The sequence below is a fragment of the Streptomyces sp. NPDC057249 genome, assembly GCF_042669245.1.
GTDB lineage: Bacteria > Actinomycetota > Actinomycetes > Streptomycetales > Streptomycetaceae > Streptomyces.
The window spans coordinates 1-17,106 of the sequence record NZ_JBHUXS010000019.1 but is presented as its reverse complement, the minus strand read 5'-3'; the positions used below and the strand labels follow the sequence as shown (position 1 = coordinate 17,106).

Below are 17,106 nucleotides of genomic sequence, written 5' to 3'. Positions count from 1 at the left end.
AGCGGGCGGCCTGTCACGGCTCGACACCCCAGGCGAGGGTGCCGGCGACGTAGGCGCCGACCTTCGAGGAGTCCGCGTACCCGGTGTTGGTGGCGCGGCTGTAGTCGTTCGACTCGTTGAAGTTGGACCAGTCGCTCTTGTTGAGCCGCAGCTGGATCTCACCGGTGGAGGCGCCGGCCGCCAGTGTGCCCGCGCCGCCGGTGAACCCGACCTCCAGGTAGCGGTCGGCCCCCGTCTTCGGGCTGGAGACCGCGACCACCGTGTGGGTGATGGTGGAGGAGCCCAGCGCCGCGTAGTCGCAGTAGGTGCCGAAGGTGCTCGGGCCGCCGTCCGCGGTGAACCAGTACCGGACCTTCACCGTCGACAGGTCGATGGGCGCGCTGCCCGTGTTCACCAGCTGGAGGCCCATCCGGATCTGGTTGTCGGTCGCCGAGGAGTCGTTGTTCTTGTACTGGACCTTCACCGCCCCGGTCCCGGTGGAGCCGCCGGTCTTCGTCTTGGCGAGGACCGCGTCCGACAGCGCCGAGGTGTTGCCGCCCGCGTCCCGCGCCGCGACCGCGTAGGTGTACTCGGTGCCGGCGGCGAGCCCGGAGTCGGTGAACGTCCGCCCGGTCGCGTTGCCCGCCAGCACACCGTTGCGGTACACGTCGTAGCCGGTCACCGCGACGTTGTCGGTGGACGCGGACCAGGAGAGCGAGACGCTGTCCTTGGTGGTCGCGGTCACCGTGAGGCCGCCCGGCGCGGTCGGCGGCTCGGTGTCGCCGCCCGGCTCACCGCCGCCGCCCTCCACCAGCAGCTCCGCGTAGATCGCGAAGGCCAGGGCGAGCGCGGCCTGCGCCCAGAAGCGGTGGTACGTGAAGACGGGCGCGTCCCCGCCGTCCAGGTACGCCTGCACCTTCGGCCAGTCCGGGTCGTCCCGGTACCAGCTGCGGATGCCGATGAACGTCGAACCGGACCGGATCGGGTCGCCGTTGGGCATGGTGCCCGTCCAGCCGGACGGGATGTACACCTCGTCGTCGAACCGGTTGTAGTCCAGCCGGGTCTCCGGCACCGAGATGCCCTTGTCCGTGGTGTTCAGCGCCATCGCGTCCAGCAGGGCCTTGGCGAGGGCCGCCGCGTCCTCGTCGCCCGACTTGGCGGCGTAGTAGGTCAGCGTCTTGACGTACGCGGCGCCCACGCCGACGTCGTTGGCGTAGTCCACCACGGAGACGTGCAGGCCGGCGTTGTCACCGGGCGAGGCGGCGTTCCAGGTGTCCGGTTCGCCCGTCCAGTTCAGAGTGGAGGGGAAGCGGAAGCTGCCGTCGGAGCCGATGGTCGTCTCGCTCGACGCCCAGGCGACCCACTTCGAGAGCACCGCCTCGGCGGTCGCGTTGCCGGTCACGTAGTAGTACGCGGCGACGCGCTCCATGCCCCACGCCTGGAAGCCGAACCAGTTGTTGCTCGCCGGGTCGTGGTACACGGGCTGCCAGTCGTACGCCATCCCGTAGAAGGTGGGCGTACCGGCGGGGGGCGCGCTGTAGCTGCCCTCCCAGCTGTTGGTGCAGCCGCCCGCGAGGGCGCCCTCGCTGGACTGGAGCCAGGTCAGGAACTCCAGCTGGCGGGTCAGGCTCTTGGACCAGTCCGACTTGGCCGTCGCCGACTTGGGGGTGAGCGAGGGCACGTTGGACAGCGCCCACGCGGCCAGCGGGTTCTGGTAGCCCTGGTGCGAGGCGCTGTCACCGATGCGCCAGGCCCAGCCGCCGCCGGTGCCCGCGGACCCGCCCCAGGCGTAGTACCACGACAGCAGGTAGTGCTGGGAGTCCCTGCCGGAGGCGGCCGGGCAGGAGTTGGGGTCGGTGCAGTCGCCGATGCGCTTGAAGTACTTGTCGAACATGGCGTAGCGGAGGTAGTCGCCCATCTTGGCGGCCTTCGCCACCGAGGCCGCGACCTGGCTCTCCTTGCCCTGGTCCGAGGCCCAGCGGTACGCCCAGTAGGCAGCCTGCACCGCGCGGGCGTCGGCGTCCGGCGCGTTGGTGTACTTCCACTGCTTGGCGTAGCTGGAGTCCCCGACGAACAGGTCGAGGTACCCGTTCGGGCCGCCGTACTTGAAGAGGTCGGTGGTCGGCTGCGGCACGGTCTCCCACACCGACTCCTGCGCACCGCGCTGGTAGGTGTTGATGAAGGACGCGCCGGCGCCCGGCCCGGACTCGCTGCCGGTGCCCGGCTTGTTGCCGTAGCCGTAGATGTTGTCCAGGTCCATCAGCCAGTGCATGCCGTAGACGTCCATCGTCCCGTACGACGAGGCGAGTTCGGACGAGAGCGGGTCGCTGCCCACCGGCACCGAGCCGTTCATCGCGGAGGGGTAGCCGCTCGGCAGCGGGTGCTCGGCCGCGAAGGTCGCGGGGGCCGAGGGCTTGTACGCGTCACTGGTGGGCTGGTCGGCGTGCTGCGGGATGATGGTCTTCTCCGCGACCGCCCAGGCCGCGTTGAACGGGGCCCAGTCACCGGTCACCCTGCCGTACGCCGCCTCCAGCCACATCCAGAAGCTGACGGCCTCCGACGTCGTCTGGTGGCCGTGGTCCGGCGCCTCGACCATCAGGGTCTCGACCGAGTGGTACGGGAGGCCGTCGGGGCTGAAGTAGCCGTTCGCGGCGTCCTTGATCTTGGCGTACTGGGTGAGGAACGCCTGTGTGTACGGGTCGTCACCGGCGGCGGCCGCGCGGGCTCCGGTGCCGGCCTGCGCCGAGGCGGGCCGGGCGACCGCGGTGCCCTGGGTGAGACCGATGGCCAGCACGCTGCCGCCGAGGGCGCTGCTGAACGTTCTACGTGATATCGACACAAATCCTCCAGTGGCGGGTGTCGTCGAGGGGGAGAGGAGGAGGGGAGCGGTGGGGACGGGGTGCGGCGGTTGCGCGGGGATGGTTCACGGGGAGGGGCGGCGCGGGGGAGCAGGGGCCTGAGCGGGGCCCCGGGATCAGGGCTCGATGCCCCAGACCAGTTCGCCGCCGACGTACACGGTGACCTTCGAGGCGTCGGCGTACGAGGTGCCGGTGCCGTGGCTGTAGTCGTCGGACTCGTCGAAGTTCGACCAGTCCGTCTTGCTCAGGCGCAGCTGCATTTCGCCGGTCGACGCGCCCGGGGCGAGGGTGCCGCTCGCGAAGCCGACTTCGAGGTAGTGGTCGGCGCCGGCTTTCGCGGTGCTCGCGGCCACCACCCGGTGCGTGATGGTGGAGCAGCCGATCGGCGACCAGTCGCACCAACTGTCGTACGTCGAGGCGCCGTTGTCGCCGGAGAACCAGTAGCGCACGGTGACCGCGGGGAGGCTGACCGGGGCGCTGCCGGTGTTCACGAGTTGGAGGCCGGGCTTGATCTGGTTGTCACCGGCCGAGGAGTCGTTGGCGCGGTACTGGACCTTCAGCGTGCCCGGCGTGGAGCCGTCGTCGCCCCCGTCGTCCCCGCCGTCCTCGTCGCCCAGGGCGGTGCGCACGGCGGCGTAGGCGGGCTTGGGGGCCAGGTTGTCGTCGTACAGGTTGGCGGCGCCCTCGCCCGGGAAGGTGCTCGGCACCCAGGAGTACTTGTCCGTGTAGTCCCAGACCGTGATGCCGACGCAGCGCTCGACGGCGAGGCAGGCGTCGACCACCTGCGCGTAGTAGGAGGACTGGGTGGCGAGCTTGGCGGCGTCCGCCGGGAGCTGCATGCGCACGTCAAGCTCGGTGACGGCGACGTCCAGGCCCAGATCGGCGAACCGCTGCATGTTCGCCTGCATCTGGTACGGGAAGCCGTACTGGGTCGCCAGGTGCGCCTGCATCCCGACCCCGTCGAGCGGCACGCCGTCGGCGAGCAGATCGCTCACCAGGTCGTACATCGCGTCGCTCTTCGCGCCCTTGCCCTCGACGTTGTAGTCGTTGATGTACAGCTTGGCGTCCGGGTCGGCGGCGTGCGCCGCGCGCAGGGCCTTGGCGATGAAGTCCTTGCCCATGGCGTTGTAGAACGGGCTGGTGCGGAAGGTCCCGTCCTCGTTGAACGGCTCGTTCACCACGTCCCAGGCGGCCACCTCGCCGCGGTAGTGGGTGGCCTCCGCGGTGATGTGGTCGGTCATGGCCGTCTCCACCTCGGCGGCGGGCAGCGAGCCCACCCAGCCGGGCAGCTGGTTGTGCCAGACCAGGGTGTGCCCGCGCACGGTCTGGCCGTGCTCCCGGGCGAAGTCGGTGATCACATCGCCCTTGGTGAAGTCGAACTGGCCGCGGGTGGGCTCGGTGGTGTCCCACTTCATGGAGTTGCCGGGGGTGATCTGCCCGAACTCGGAGCCCAGTTTCGCCGCGTAGGCCGCGTCGGGGAGTTCGGGGTTGTCCGTGGCGGAGCCGAAGTACTTGCCCTGGGCTTCGGCGAGCTCGTGCAGTGTGTCCTGCGATGCGGCCGACGCCGGCCCGCCCGCCAGGCCGGTGGCCAGGGCGAGGGCCCCGACCACGAGGGCCGGGAGCCCCGCGGTGCGGCGGGGCCTACAACGCTTCACCAAGCTCATGACAAACGCCTTCCTCTGCCGGGCAACCTGGAACGTCACGGGGAGCGCGGCTGCGCCCCGTAACGCCCTTGCGGCTCAACGGCGTTGGGGGAGAAGGGGAGGGGGTGGAGTGTGCAAGTCTTGATTGTGGGAGCGCTCCCAAGGTGGCGTGGCGACAGGCACCTGTCAAGAGTTAAAGCGCAACTGGCTTACGACCGCGTGAACGCGGCCACACGTCGAACGGACCCTCCGGCCGGCGGAGTTGACGACCGAGTAACCGTCGGTAACCAGGTGCGGGGCGACAGCCGACGACGCCCTCGGAGGGCGTTCGCAATCGCATGCGCGGGGCCGCCGCGCGGCCCGGACGCCCGTCCGGGGCGCGGGCGTGTCGTCACCCGGAGTGAGGTGTGCCATCGGTGCGGTGACGGGTTCCACGGTGCGGCCGGTGGCGACGAAGCGCAGGGCAGAGGCACACCCGGCGGACGTCGGCGGCGGTGACGCCGGCCCGGCGGCGAGGGCCGCCCGCGTGAAGGAGCGGACCGGGAGTGACGGAAGGGGCGAGAGCGCCGACACCTGCCCGGCGCGTTTGCGATGTTCGCATCGCCGACGCCGGCCCTGAAGGTGTAGGCGGCAACGACAGGACGGCCCGCGTGGGCCCGCGCCGGTCGGCCGGCCCGGAAGCAGCCGGTCGCGGCCGGTCACCGTATGCTCCGGTTCACCTCGGCGTAACGCTGCCCGAATCCGCGTCCGCCGGGCGCGGACCAGCGCAGGGGAGCGCTCCAGCCCTCCGGCCGGGACGCGCCCGCACCCCGCAACGGCCACGGCCGCCGGTACAGTCGTCGCCCATGACGGACGACTGGCGGCAGGACCGGATCGGTGCCGCGCTGCGGGGCGGGAACCCCACGGTGCTCCGGAGGCTGAAGGCGGGGTTCGCCGCGATCGGGGACGTCCAGTTCCTGCCGGGATACTCCGTACTACAGGTGGACGACCCCGCCGTGCAGCGGCTGTCCGACCTCCCGCGCCCCCGTCGACTGGAGTTCCTGGCCGACATGGACGCCCTCGGCGAGGCCGTCGAACGGGCCTGCGGGCGGCTGGACCCGGCGTTCCGACGGGTCAACCTGGAGATCCTCGGGAACACCGATCCGTACCTGCACGCACACGTGTGGCCCCGGTACGACTGGGAGCCGCCTGAGCTGGTGGGCGGACCGGTGTGGCTCTACCCGCGCGAGCACTGGAGCGACGGGAGCCACGCGCTCGGCCCCCGGCACGCAGTCGTGCGCGACGCCGTCGACGAGGAACTGGCCCGCCTCACGTCTCCCGGGTAGCCGCCATCCCGACGGTGATCAGCCCCAGGATCACCCAGCCGAACCAGAGCCAGCCGTTGCTCCCCAGGGCCACCGTGTACGCGGTCACCGCCACCAGAGCGCCGGCGGTGAGCATTCCCATCGTCTTCGTGGATCCGGACATGCGCGCACCCTCCTCGTCGGCCGCGCGGCCGTAAAGGCCATCGTCACCCGAAAGGAGGGTCCGCCGCTACTGTCCGCGCGCCTGCAGCGAGGCGAGATACGCGTTGTACGCCTGGAGCTCCTGGTCCCCGTCGCGGTCCGCGGCCCGGTCCGAGCGCTTCGCCGTCCGCTGTTCCGAGCGGTACCACTGGAACACCAGCGCCACCAGGACCACCACCGAGGGGATCTCGCTGAACGCCCAGGCGATGCCGCCCGCCGCGCTCTGGTCGGACAGCGCTTCGATGCCCAGCGAGGCCGGCGGGTCCTGGTACACCTCCACCATCGGCGTGGAGGCCATCATCAGCGCAATCCCGAAGAACGCGTGGAACGGCATCCCGGCGAACAGTTCCAGCATCCGCATCACATAACCGGGGCGGTGCGGGCCCGGGTCGACGCCCATGATGGGCCAGAAGAAGAACAGGCCGACCGCCAGGAAGTGCACCATCATCGCGAGGTGCCCGGCCGTGGAGCCCATCAGATAGTCGAAGAGCGGCGTGAAGTACAGGCCGTACAGGCTGGCGATGAACAGCGGGATCGTGAACGCGGGATGCGTCACGATCTTCATGTACCGACTGTGCAGGAGCATCAGCAGCAGCTCGCGCGGCCCCTTCGTGCCACGCGGCGCGACCGGCAGTGCGCGCAGCGCGAGCGTCACGGGAGCACCCAGCAGCAGCAGGATGGGCGACAGCATGCTGATCACCATGTGCTGCACCATGTGCACGCTGAACATGACCATGCCGTAGTCGTTGAGCCGGGTGCACATCACCAGCGCGATCGTCAGCACACCGATCACGAACAGGACCGTGCGCCCCACGGGCCACTCGTCCCCGCGCCGCCGCAGCCTCAGCACCCCGTACCCGTACAGCAGCACCGCCAGGACGCAGCCGATCAGGAAGAACGGGTCCGCGGAGAACTGGAGCCCGCGTCCCAGCGTGAACGGCGGCAGGTCCATGTTCATGCCGTGCCCGCTGTGATCCATCTGTTCACTCCCGATGGGAACGCCGGGACGTCCCCGTTTCGTGCCGGTTGTCCCGACCAGAGTAGAACCGCCCCCGGCCGAGGATGCGGCCGGGGGCGGTCTCGTGTCGGGGCGTCGCTCAGAGCACGCACTCCGCCTCGGCGTACCGGGCGGCCGGGACCGTCTTCAGGGTCTCCACGGCGTGCGCCAGGGGCACCAGGGTGATGTCCGTGCCGCGCAGCGCCGTCATCATGCCGAACTCACCGCGGTGCGCCGCCTCCACCGCGTGCCAGCCGAACCGGGTCGCGAGGACGCGGTCGTACGCGGTCGGCGTGCCGCCGCGCTGGACGTGGCCCAGGATCACCGGGCGGGCCTCCTTGCCGAGGCGCTGCTCCAGCTCCACGGAGAGCTGGGTCGCCACGCCCGTGAAGCGCTCGTGGCCGTAGACGTCCGTGGCGCCCGACCGGAAGTCCATGGACCCCTCGCGCGGCTTCGCGCCCTCCGCGACCACGACGATCGCGAACTTCTTGCCGGCCGAGAAGCGCCGGCCCACGACGTCGGTCAGCTCGTCGATGTCGAAGGGACGCTCCGGTACGACGATGGCGTGCGCACCGGCCGCCATGCCGGAGTGCAGGGCGATCCAGCCGGTGTGGCGGCCCATGACCTCGACGATCATGACGCGCTGGTGCGACTCGGCGGTGGTCTTCAGCCGGTCCAGCGCCTCGGTGGCGACGCCGACGGCGGTGTCGAAGCCGAAGGTCACGTCGGTGGAGGCGATGTCGTTGTCGATGGTCTTCGGCACACCGACGATCGGCAGCCCCGCCTCGGAGAGCAGGTTCGCCGCCTTCAGGGTGCCCTCGCCGCCGATCGGGATGATCGCGTCGAGCCCGAGGTCGCGCACATGGCCCCGGGCCGTCTCGACGCCCCCGCGCAGATGTGCCGGCTGGACCCGGGAGGAGCCGAGGATCGTACCGCCGCGGGCGAGGATGCCGCCCACGGCGTCCAGGTCCAGCTTGCGGTAGTCGCACTCCAGGAGGCCCCGCCACCCGTCGTGGAAACCGATGACCTCGTCGCCGTGGTCGACCACAGCGCGGTGGACGACGGACCGGATGACGGCATTGAGGCCGGGGCAGTCGCCGCCGGAGGTGAGCACACCAATTCGCATTGCCCGGGAAACCTTTGCAACGTGGGCCGACGACCGGACCACGTCGTCCGGTTGGATCCCCGCCACCCTACCGGCGCAGGGTGGCGGGACCGAACCGGGCGTCCGCCTGCTGGACGCCGCTCATCCGAGCCCTGCGCCACTCATCGGACAACCAGTGAAATGCCTGGTCAGGCGGGCTGTGTGGCAGCCGCGACGCGCTCCGCGCGCAGCGCCTCGTACCACCGGTCGTCGGTCGGCGGGAGCGCGTTCACATCGAGGGCCAGCTTCAGCAGCAGGTCCGCGATCATGGGGTTCCGCGCCATCACCGGACCGTGCATGTAGGTGCCGAACACGGTGTCGTTGTACGCGCCCTCCGTACCGTCCCCCGTGCCGTTGCCCCGGCCGAACCGCACCCGGGCGAACGGCCGTGCCGTCGGCCCGAGGTGCGTGACGCCCTGGTGGTTCTCGAACCCGGTCAGCGGCGGAAGGCCCAGCTGCGGGTCGATGTCCGCGAGCACGTCGCCGACGCACCGCGCGCCCTCGCCGCGCGTCGAGACCACGTCCAGCAGCCCGAGACCCTGCTCGCGCTCACCGAGGTCGTTGATGAACTCGTGGCCCAGGATCTGGTAGCCGGCGCAGACCGAGAAGATGATCGCGCCGTTGGACGCGGCCCGGGCGAGCCCGCCGTCGCGCCGCAGCCGTTCCGCCGCGAGCCGCTGCGGCCGGTCCTCGCCGCCGCCGATCAGATAGATGTCGCCCGACGTGGGCACCGGCTGGTCGCTGCGCACGTCGACGCGCGCCACGTCCAGGCCGCGCTGGCGGGCCCGGCGCTCCACCACCAGGGCGTTGCCCTGGTCGCCGTAGGTGCTCAGCAGGTCCGGGTACACCCACACCAGCCGCAGGCTGTTGTTGCTCATGCTTCGTCCTCTCCGGAGGGGCCCGGGGCCGGGGTCAGTTGCCGACACGGCGGCGCAGGTCCTGGAAGGCGGTGTAGTTGGCGATGACCTCGATGCGCCCGGGCGGGGCCTGCTGCACGGCCTCGTCCAGGTTCTCGCAGACCCGGAAGTCGAGCCCGGCCACTTCGAGCCGGACCGCGAGGTCCAGCTTGCGGTCGCCGAGCACGAAGATCGGGTGGCCCGCCAGCTGGGTGTAGTCGACGTCCCACAGCCACGAGGTGTCCGTGCCGTCCGCGCCGCGCGCGTTCACCGACAGGATCACCGGGGTCGGCGGCGGGTCGATCAGCGAGAACGTCTCCAGCCAGCCCGCCGGGTTCTTCGCCAGCAGGAGCCGCAGCTCACGGCCGAGGAAGCTCACCACGTCGTACCGGCCTGCGACGGCCTGCACCTGGTACATGCGCTCCAGCGCCACCTGCGGCGGCACACCGAAGACCGCGGCGACGGCCGCCGAGCTCGTGGCGTTGGCCTTGTTGGCGCGGCCGGGGAGCTGGAGGTGGATGGGCCACGCCGAACCGTGCGGGTCGAGGACGTAGTCGCCGTGCAGCACCCAGCTCGGCGGCGGACGCCGGAAGCCGCACTCGCCGCAGAACCAGTCGTCGCCGGGGCGCTGCATGACCCCGCCGCAGGACGGGCAGGACCAGGCGTCGTCCTTCCACGCCTGGCCGGCCGCGACCCACACCACGTTGGGGGAGGAGGAGGCCGCCCAGACGATCAGCGGGTCGTCGGCGTTGGCGACGATCACGGACTTGGAGCCGGACAGCCCCTCGCGCCACTTCTCGGCCAGCATCCGCGTCTCCGCGGCCCGGTCCAGCTGGTCGCGCGAGAGGTTGAGGAGCGCGATCACCTTGGGCGTCGTGTCGCGGGCCACCCCGGCGAGGTACTTCTCGTCCACCTCGATCACGCCGTACTGCGCGTCGGAGCCGCCGGCCAGCGCGGACGTGATGCCCGCGGGCATGTTGGCGCCGAGCGCGTTCGACACGACCGGGCCCGCGGCGCGCAGCGCCTCGGCGATCAGCCGGGTGGTGGTCGTCTTGCCGTTCGTCGCCGAGACGAGGATCACGTCCAGGTGCTGCGCCAGCCGCCCGAGCAGGTCGGGGTCGAGCTTGAGCGCCACCCGGCCGCCGATCACCGATCCGCTGCCCCGCCCGGCCGCCCGCGACACCGCCGCAGCGGCCTTGCCCGCCGTCACGGCCAGCTTGGCCCGCGGCGACAACGGCTCCGTGTTGCCTGCCATCGTCCTAGATCCTCCTTGCATCGGTCCGCCGCCCAGCCTATCGATGTCCGGCACCATGACCGCACGGCGGCACCGTCCGGCTCGTGGACTTCCCTTGGAATGGAGGACGCGTGAGCGGGCCGTCGCGTTCTCCATGGGCCCGCCGGCGACGGAATCCGGGTGCACGGGCGGCCGGGGGCGCGTTACCGTCGGCGTATGGACGTCAACGGCATCACCACCACCGCGACCGCGCGAGCGACCAGCTCGCCGGTTGCCGCCGTCTGACTTTCCCTTCCCCCGGCGACCGGAAACGGTCCGTCGGTGGTGCCGCGGTGATTCCTCCCCGGCCGGGTGACCGAACGGCCCCGTTCTCCGGCGCCTCCCCGCCACCCGCGAAGGAGCCGTCCCGATGGAGACCGAACAGCTCGCCCGTACCTTCCTGGAGTACTTCGAGGAGCGCGGCCACCGCCGCGTCACCGGCTCCACCCTGCTGCCGCCGCCCGGCGACCCCGTGCTCTTCACCACGTCGGGGATGCATCCCCTCACCCCGTACCTGGAGGGCCGCCCGCACCCGCTGGGCAGCCGGCTGGTCAACCGGCAGCGGTGCCTGCGCACCACCGACCTGGACGAGGTCGGCGACGCCACCCACCTCACCGTCTTCGAGATGCTCGGCAGCTGGTCGCTGGGCGACTACGAGGGCCCGCAGAGCCTGGAATGGGGGTACGGGCTGCTCACCGAGGGCCTGGGCATCGATCCCGGACGGCTGCACGCCACGGTGTACGCCGGCGACGAGCGCACCGAGCGCGACTCCGCCTCGCTGCGGGTGTGGCGGGAACGGGGCGTCCCCGTGGAGCTGACCGTCGAGGACAACTGGTGGTCCAACGGGCCGACGGGGCCGTGCGGCCCCGACTCGGAGATCTTCCTCTGGAGCGGCGAGGGGCCGCCGGTGTCCACGCCCACCCGGGACGACCGCTGGGTGGAGGTGTGGAACCACGTCACGATGAGCCACCGCAGGCTCGACGACGGCTCACTGGTGCCGCTGCCGCGCCGCAACGTCGACACCGGCCTCGGTCTGGAACGCCTGGCCTCGCTGCTCCAGGGCCGGCGCTCGGTGTTCGAGTGCGACGTCTTCGACCCCTGGCGCCGGTCCGTACCGGCCCTGTGGCCGCTGGACGAGCCCGCCCTGCGGCTGGTCTGCGACCACCTGCGCTCCGCCGTCGTCGTCATCGGCGACGGGGTCCGCCCGGCCGCCACCGGACGCGGTTACGTGCTGCGCCGCCTGCTGCGACGGGCCCTGACCGTGCTCCGGCGCGACGACCCCTCGCGCACGCTCGGCGATCTGCCGACCGAGCCGGTCCGCCACACCCTGGCCCACTTCCGGCAGGACGTGGACCCCGGCGAGGTGCTGCGCGTGCTGGCCGACGAGGAGCGCCGGTTCGTCCGGCTCCTGGAACGCGGACGGCAGGTGCTGGCCCGGCCCCGGTTCCGCGGGGCCCTGTCGGAGGAGGACCTCCACTACCTCCACGACACCCACGGGCTGCCGCGCGACCTGGTGACGACCCTGCGCGAGGAGTGAGACGGGCGGCGGTGCCGGGGGACCGCGCCCCCGGCACCGCCGGACGCGTCACGGAGTGACCACGGTCCCGCCGAAGGACACGACCAGGCGGCCCTCGGAGGCGAACGACCAGTCCAGGGCGCCGTCGTACGCGGAGCACCGGGGACCGTTGGAGCCGGTCCAGAACTGGTTGGAGCCGTCCGCGTCCCCGACCGTCTTGTCGTTGGAGCCGTCCCCGCTGCGGCAGGAGGTGTTGTCCCGGAACACCGAAGTGCCCTTGTCGAAGGAGAAGTTGCGCTCCTCGTTGTCGATGCCGACGTTGTCGGACACGGTCATCGAGCCCGGGTTGCTGTTGTACGTGAAGCCGTGGTGGCCGTTGTTGTAGGCGATGTTGCGCCGCACGACGTGGTTGACCTTGATCTTGTCGCCGCCGAGCTTGAAGCCGTTGCGGTCGCCGTCCTCGTTCACCGTGCCGTCGGAGAGGGTGCCGTTGTCGTAGCTGAGGGAGTCCTCGATGGTCACCGGGCCGATGGGGCCGGTCTCCGTCTTGGTGTACAGGTCCCAGCCGTCGTCGATGTTGTTGTGCGAGACCGTGTAGCGGAAGACGTTGCCGGGGCCCGCGGTGAGCTTGGCGGCGAACCCGTCCGCGTCCTCGCCGTCGGAGTCCGCGTTGTCGTGCGACTCGGAGCTGAGGACGAGGTTGTCCGCCGGCCACTCGTCGTCGGGGGTGTCGGAGGAGATCCGGGAGATCTGGAGCCCCGAGTCGCGGTTGAAGCGGGTCACGACGTGCTCGATGACGTTGTCGCTGCCGCCGACGAAGACGCCGTTGTCGCCGGCGCGCTCGACCGTGAGGCCGTCGATGTGCCAGTAGTCGCCGTTCACCGCGAGTCCGCGGTTGGCGGGGTCCTCGCTCATCTCCGAGAAATTCAGCACCGGTCGCTCGCCCGGGTAGGCGGCCATGGTGGTGCGGGCACCCGATGTGCCGTCGTTGCCCGGCGGAATGGTGACCGTCTGCCCGTAGCGGTACGTGCCGCCGCGCAGGTAGATCGTGCCGCCGGCGTCCACCCGGCTGATCGCCGACGCGAGCGTGGTGGGGTCCGACTCGGTGCCGGCGGCGTCGGCGGTGCCGTCGGGCGCCACATACAGGGCGCCGGCCGCGAGGGAAGCGTTTTCCTGGCCGGGGGCGGCCTGCGCGGTGGTGCCCAGGACGGCGAGCGAGCCGGCCAGCAGGCCGGCGCATGCGAGAACAGGCTTGAGCTGCATCTTCTACTCCAGGTGGGGGGAGTGGGCCGGACGGGATGACGTCCGGCTGGGTGCAAGCGCTTTCCGTCGACCGTAGAGTGATGCCATGGACGCGTCAACGTCCACAGATATATGTGTTGGTCAAGAATGTGAACAAGGGTGTGCCGTGGTCCGGGCGGGAGGTTCGCCGGGTGACTCCCGTGAGGGCGTTGACGAGGGCTGTGCCCGGGCCCGCCCGGAGTGCCGGGGGGCACCCCGTGGAACGTACGATGACGGCCATGCGCAACCGCTCGATCCCCGGCAGCTCCGGAATCGTCCGCACCATGAGCCTGCTCGGCGACCCGGTCCTGCACGCGGCGTGCGAACCCGTCACGGAGTTCGGTGCCCCGCTCGCCCGGCTCGTCGAGGACATGTTCGCCACGATGTACGCGGCGCGGGGTGTCGGGCTCGCCGCGAACCAGATCGGTGTGCCGTCACGGGTGTTCGTCTTCGACTGCCCCGACGACGAGGACGTGCGCCACCTCGGCCACGTGGTGAACCCGGTCCTGGTGGCGGCGGACGGGGTCACGGTGCGCGGGTCCGAGGGCTGCCTCTCGCTCCCCGGCCTGGAGGCGGGCACACCCCGCTTCGACCACGCCGTGGTCGAGGGCGTCACGATGACCGGCGAGCCGGTCCGGATCGACGGCACCGGGTTCTTCGCCCGCTGCCTCCAGCACGAGTGCGACCACCTGGAGGGCCGGGTCTACACCGACCGGCTGACCGGGCTGCGCCGGGCCCGGGTGCTGCGCGCGGCCCGCCGGGCGCCGTGGGGGCGTACCGGCTGACCGCGACCCTCCGGTCGACGGTGCGTCAGAAGCCCGGCCCGTCCGCGCGGTCGCCCGCCGCGGCCAGCCGGCCCCAGAGGAGATCGGCGAGGCTGCGGACCAGCTGCTCGCGCGAGCAAGGGCGTTCACCGAGCCACCAGTCGCCGGCCGCGTGCATCATCCCGACGATGCCGTGCCCCCAGATGCGGGCCATCGCCTCGCTGTCCGGGCCGAGGTCCACCCGCTCCGCGATCACCGTGGCCAGCTCCTCGCCCAGGCGGCGCAGCAGCGGTGCGGAGTGCCGGCCCACGTCGAAGCCCTGCTCGGGGGAGGGGGCCGAGTCGTCGGACGGGTGCATCAGGAACCGGTAGACCTGCGGGCGGGCCTCGATCGCCGCGAGGTAGGTGTCGAGCGTCGACTCGACCCGGGCGCGCCGCTCCGCGGGGGCGTCCAGTGCGGCGCGCAGGGCGCTCAGCAGTGCGTCGGTGTGCCGCTTGGCAAGGGCCCGGTAGAGGCCGCCCTTGTCGCCGAAATGCCGGTAGAGGATGGGCTTCGTGATGCCCGCCTCCGCCGCGATGGCGTTCATCGAGGCCCCGGGGCCGTCCCTGAGCACCACGCGGTCGGCGGCTTCGAGCAGCTCCCGGCGGCGGCGCTCGGCCGTGGTCCGCTGGCGCTCGGCCTGTCGTGTGGTCTCCATGTCGTCTCTCCCACCCCTGACCGTGCCTGTCCGTCGTGCCTGCGCAACGTAACACCCTGTCCGGCGGGGTGCGGATGGCGTCTCATGCGGTTGACACAGGCTACTTGCCAGTAACAGACTGTTGTTACCGCAAGTAACGAAGCGTTTCGACGGCAGTACGTGGAGGGGAACATGGCCGAGTTCACGCTTGAGCTCAACGATGACCAGAAGCAGGTCCGTGACTGGCTCCACGGCTTCGCCGCGGACGTGATCCGCCCGGCCGCTTCGGAGTGGGACGAGCGTGAGGAGACGCCCTGGCCCGTCATCCAGGAGGCGGCCAAGGTCGGGATCTACTCCCTCGACTTCTACGCCCAGCAGTTCTTCGATCCTACGGGGCTCGGCATCCCGATGGCCATGGAGGAGCTGTTCTGGGGCGACGCCGGCATCGCCCTGTCGATCGTCGGGACGGGCCTGGCGGCCGTCGGCGTCCTCGCCAACGGCACCGAGGAGCAGATCGGCACCTGGATTCCGCAGATGTACGGGGACGCCGACGACGTGAAGGTCGCGGCCTTCTGCTCCTCCGAGCCCGACGCCGGTTCCGACGTCGCCTCGATGCGCACCCGCGCGGTGTACGACCAGGCCAAGGACGAGTGGGTGCTCAACGGCACCAAGACCTGGGCGACCAACGGCGGCATCGCCAACGTCCACGTGGTCGTCGCGGTCGTCGACCCGGAGCTCGGCTCCAAGGGCCACGCCTCCTTCATCGTCCCGCCGGACACCCCCGGCCTCTCCCAGGGCCAGAAGTTCAAGAAGCACGGCATCCGCGCCTCGCACACCGCCGAGGTCGTCCTGGAGGACGTGCGCGTACCGGGGCACTGCCTGCTCGGCGGCAAGGAGAAGCTGGACCAGCGCCTCGCCCGTGCCCGCGAGCGGGCCGCCACCGGCGGCGAGCGTGTGAAGAACGCGGCGATGGCCACCTTCGAGGCGTCCCGCCCGGCCGTCGGCGCCATGGCGGTCGGCACCGCCCGCGCCGCGTACGAGGTGGCGCTCGACTACGCGAAGACGCGGACCCAGTTCGGCCGCCCGATCATCGACAACCAGGGCGTCGCGTTCCAGCTCGCCGACATGCGCACCCAGATCGACGCGGCCCGGCTGCTGGTCTGGCGCGCCTCCTGGATGGCCACCACCGGCAAGCCGTTCGAGTCGGCCGAGGGCTCCATGTCCAAGCTGTACGCGAGCGAGACGGCCAAGAAGGTCACCGCCCAGGCGGTCCAGATCCTCGGCGGCAACGGCTTCACCCGTGAGTACCCGGTGGAGCGCATGCACCGGGACGCCGCGATCTACACGATCTTCGAGGGCACCAGCGAGATCCAGCGCCTGGTCATCGCCCGCACCCTGTCGGGCATGCCCATCCGCTGACCGCGCCGCGAGGCCCGTCCGGCGTCACCGGCCCCCGTCCCACCGGCCCGTACCGGGGGGCGGGGGCCACGGCCGTGCGGCACGCGCGATGGTGTGCACCTGCCATGTACCTGTAGATTCCCGGTGGAGATCGTGACCGGGTGATGAAGGGAGCAGGGGATGGCGAGAGCCGGTGCGGGACGGATCGCGGTGACCGCGGCGGCGGCCTTCGGGCTCGTGGTCACCGTGCAGACGACGGCGCACGCCGAGCCCCGGACGGTCGAGGCGGTCTTCGGCGGCTACGGGGAGTGGAACGCGGACCCGTACGGGTCCGCACCCGGCGACTCGATCCGGGCCTGCGACACCACCGCCGACGGCTGGAGCATCGAGGTGAAGCTGGACATCGGCCGGGACGGCACCTGGGACCGCACCGCCACCACCCGCGGCCACACCTCGCCGTACTGCACGCCGTGGAAGACCGGCAACATCAAGGAGGGCACCCCCGTCCTCGTCCAGGTGGCGAACGTGGGCGGAGATGCCACCTACCCCAAGGGCTCCGTGCTGCTCAGCCGCGCCTGAGGCGGGAACTACGCGGGCAGCTGCGCCTCGATCGCCGCCACCAGCTCGGGTGCGTCCGGCTCCGTACGGGGGCGGATGCGGGCGACCGGTTCGCCCGCCGGTGAGATCAGGAACTTCTCGAAGTTCCACTGGACGTCCCCGGCCTCGCCCGCCGCGTCCGCGAGCCGGGTCAGCTCCGTGTACAGCGGGTGCCGGTCCGCGCCGTTGACGTCGGTCTTCTCCAGCAGCGGGAAGCTCACCCCGTACGTCGTCGAGCAGAAGGTCTCGATCTCCTCGGCGGTCCCCGGCTCCTGGCCGCCGAACTGGTTGCACGGCACACCGAGCACGGTGAACCTGCGGTCCGCGTACTCCTTCTGGAGCCGTTCCAGACCCGCGTACTGCGGAGTCAGCCCGCACTTCGATGCCACGTTCACCAGCAGCACGGCCCGTCCGCGGTAGTCGCCCAGCGACGTCGGCTCGCCGGTGAGGGTGCGCAGCGGAATGTCGTACAGCGTCATGGATGTCTCCCTAAGAATGGTTGGCGGTCCGGGGGGACCGGGTGTGGCTGATGGGTGTTTGCCGCTTGTGGCTCGCGAGGAATGGCCGCCCGGTCCTCCG

General features: G+C 71.3%; 15 protein-coding genes. 5 read left to right on the top strand and 10 right to left on the bottom strand.

What is annotated here, in order from left to right; genetic code table 11:
• Positions 1–13 precede the first annotated feature (13 nt).
• Entirely contained in the window at positions 14–2,773 is a 2,760-nt protein-coding gene (locus tag ACFUJY_RS28510) for a glycoside hydrolase family 48 protein (protein ID WP_383305135.1), read from the bottom strand.
• Between the two features lie 180 nt (positions 2,774–2,953).
• Positions 2,954–4,501: an endo-1,4-beta-xylanase gene (locus ACFUJY_RS28505; RefSeq protein ID WP_383304949.1), complete on the bottom strand. Its 1,548-nt coding sequence runs from the start codon at positions 4,499–4,501 to the stop codon at positions 2,954–2,956.
• An 824-nt stretch (positions 4,502–5,325) separates the two neighbouring features.
• Between ACFUJY_RS28505 and ACFUJY_RS28500 the strand changes: the two genes are divergently transcribed.
• Positions 5,326–5,805, top strand: a complete 480-nt coding sequence (locus ACFUJY_RS28500) for a diadenosine tetraphosphate hydrolase (RefSeq protein ID WP_383304947.1) — start codon at positions 5,326–5,328, stop codon at positions 5,803–5,805.
• On the opposite strand, the gene ACFUJY_RS28495 is transcribed toward ACFUJY_RS28500, so the two are convergent.
• The 5 genes from ACFUJY_RS28495 to ACFUJY_RS28475 form a co-directional block, all read right to left on the bottom strand.
• Positions 5,789–5,947, bottom strand: coding sequence for a hypothetical protein (locus tag ACFUJY_RS28495; RefSeq protein ID WP_383304945.1), 159 nt, complete (start codon positions 5,945–5,947; stop codon positions 5,789–5,791). The genes ACFUJY_RS28500 and ACFUJY_RS28495 overlap by 17 nt on opposite strands.
• 66 nt (positions 5,948–6,013) lie before the next feature.
• Entirely contained in the window at positions 6,014–6,964 is a 951-nt protein-coding gene (locus ACFUJY_RS28490) for a cytochrome c oxidase assembly protein (RefSeq protein ID WP_383304943.1), read from the bottom strand.
• Positions 6,965–7,082: 118 nt separating this feature from the next.
• Entirely contained in the window at positions 7,083–8,108 is a 1,026-nt protein-coding gene (locus ACFUJY_RS28485; protein WP_383304941.1) for a 6-phosphofructokinase, read from the bottom strand.
• 167 nt (positions 8,109–8,275) lie between these two features.
• Entirely contained in the window at positions 8,276–9,004 is a 729-nt protein-coding gene (locus ACFUJY_RS28480) for a type 1 glutamine amidotransferase (RefSeq protein ID WP_073968917.1), read from the bottom strand.
• 34 nt (positions 9,005–9,038) lie between these two features.
• Positions 9,039–10,277, bottom strand: a complete 1,239-nt coding sequence (locus tag ACFUJY_RS28475) for a MurT ligase domain-containing protein (protein WP_073968916.1) — start codon at positions 10,275–10,277, stop codon at positions 9,039–9,041.
• Between the two features lie 388 nt (positions 10,278–10,665).
• On the opposite strand from ACFUJY_RS28475, the gene ACFUJY_RS28470 reads away from it, so the two are divergent.
• Positions 10,666–11,832 (top strand): alanine--tRNA ligase-related protein, encoded by a 1,167-nt coding sequence (locus ACFUJY_RS28470; protein WP_383304938.1) that lies wholly within the window; start codon positions 10,666–10,668, stop codon positions 11,830–11,832.
• Positions 11,833–11,880: 48 nt separating this feature from the next.
• Here the strand turns inward: ACFUJY_RS28470 and ACFUJY_RS28465 are convergent, their stop codons facing one another.
• Positions 11,881–13,074, bottom strand: coding sequence for a right-handed parallel beta-helix repeat-containing protein (locus tag ACFUJY_RS28465; RefSeq protein WP_383304936.1), 1,194 nt, complete (start codon positions 13,072–13,074; stop codon positions 11,881–11,883).
• 248 nt (positions 13,075–13,322) lie between these two features.
• Between ACFUJY_RS28465 and def the strand changes: the two genes are divergently transcribed.
• Positions 13,323–13,877, top strand: coding sequence for a peptide deformylase (def, locus tag ACFUJY_RS28460; protein ID WP_383305133.1), 555 nt, complete (start codon positions 13,323–13,325; stop codon positions 13,875–13,877).
• A gap of 25 nt (positions 13,878–13,902) precedes the next feature.
• Here def and ACFUJY_RS28455 read toward each other — a convergent pair whose 3' ends face one another.
• Positions 13,903–14,553, bottom strand: coding sequence for a TetR family transcriptional regulator (locus ACFUJY_RS28455; RefSeq protein ID WP_383304934.1), 651 nt, complete (start codon positions 14,551–14,553; stop codon positions 13,903–13,905).
• Positions 14,554–14,724: 171 nt separating this feature from the next.
• Here ACFUJY_RS28455 and ACFUJY_RS28450 point away from each other — a divergent pair, with 171 nt between their 5' ends.
• A complete protein-coding gene (locus ACFUJY_RS28450) occupies positions 14,725–15,951 on the top strand; it encodes an acyl-CoA dehydrogenase family protein (protein ID WP_018105241.1) in 1,227 nt (408 codons plus the stop codon).
• Between the two features lie 159 nt (positions 15,952–16,110).
• On the top strand, positions 16,111–16,509 hold the full coding sequence (locus tag ACFUJY_RS28445) for a hypothetical protein (RefSeq protein WP_383304932.1): 399 nt from the start codon (positions 16,111–16,113) through the stop codon (positions 16,507–16,509).
• Between the two features lie 8 nt (positions 16,510–16,517).
• On the opposite strand, the gene ACFUJY_RS28440 is transcribed toward ACFUJY_RS28445, so the two are convergent.
• A complete protein-coding gene (locus tag ACFUJY_RS28440; RefSeq protein ID WP_383304930.1) occupies positions 16,518–17,006 on the bottom strand; it encodes a glutathione peroxidase in 489 nt (162 codons plus the stop codon).
• Between the last annotated feature and the right edge of the window lie 100 nt (positions 17,007–17,106).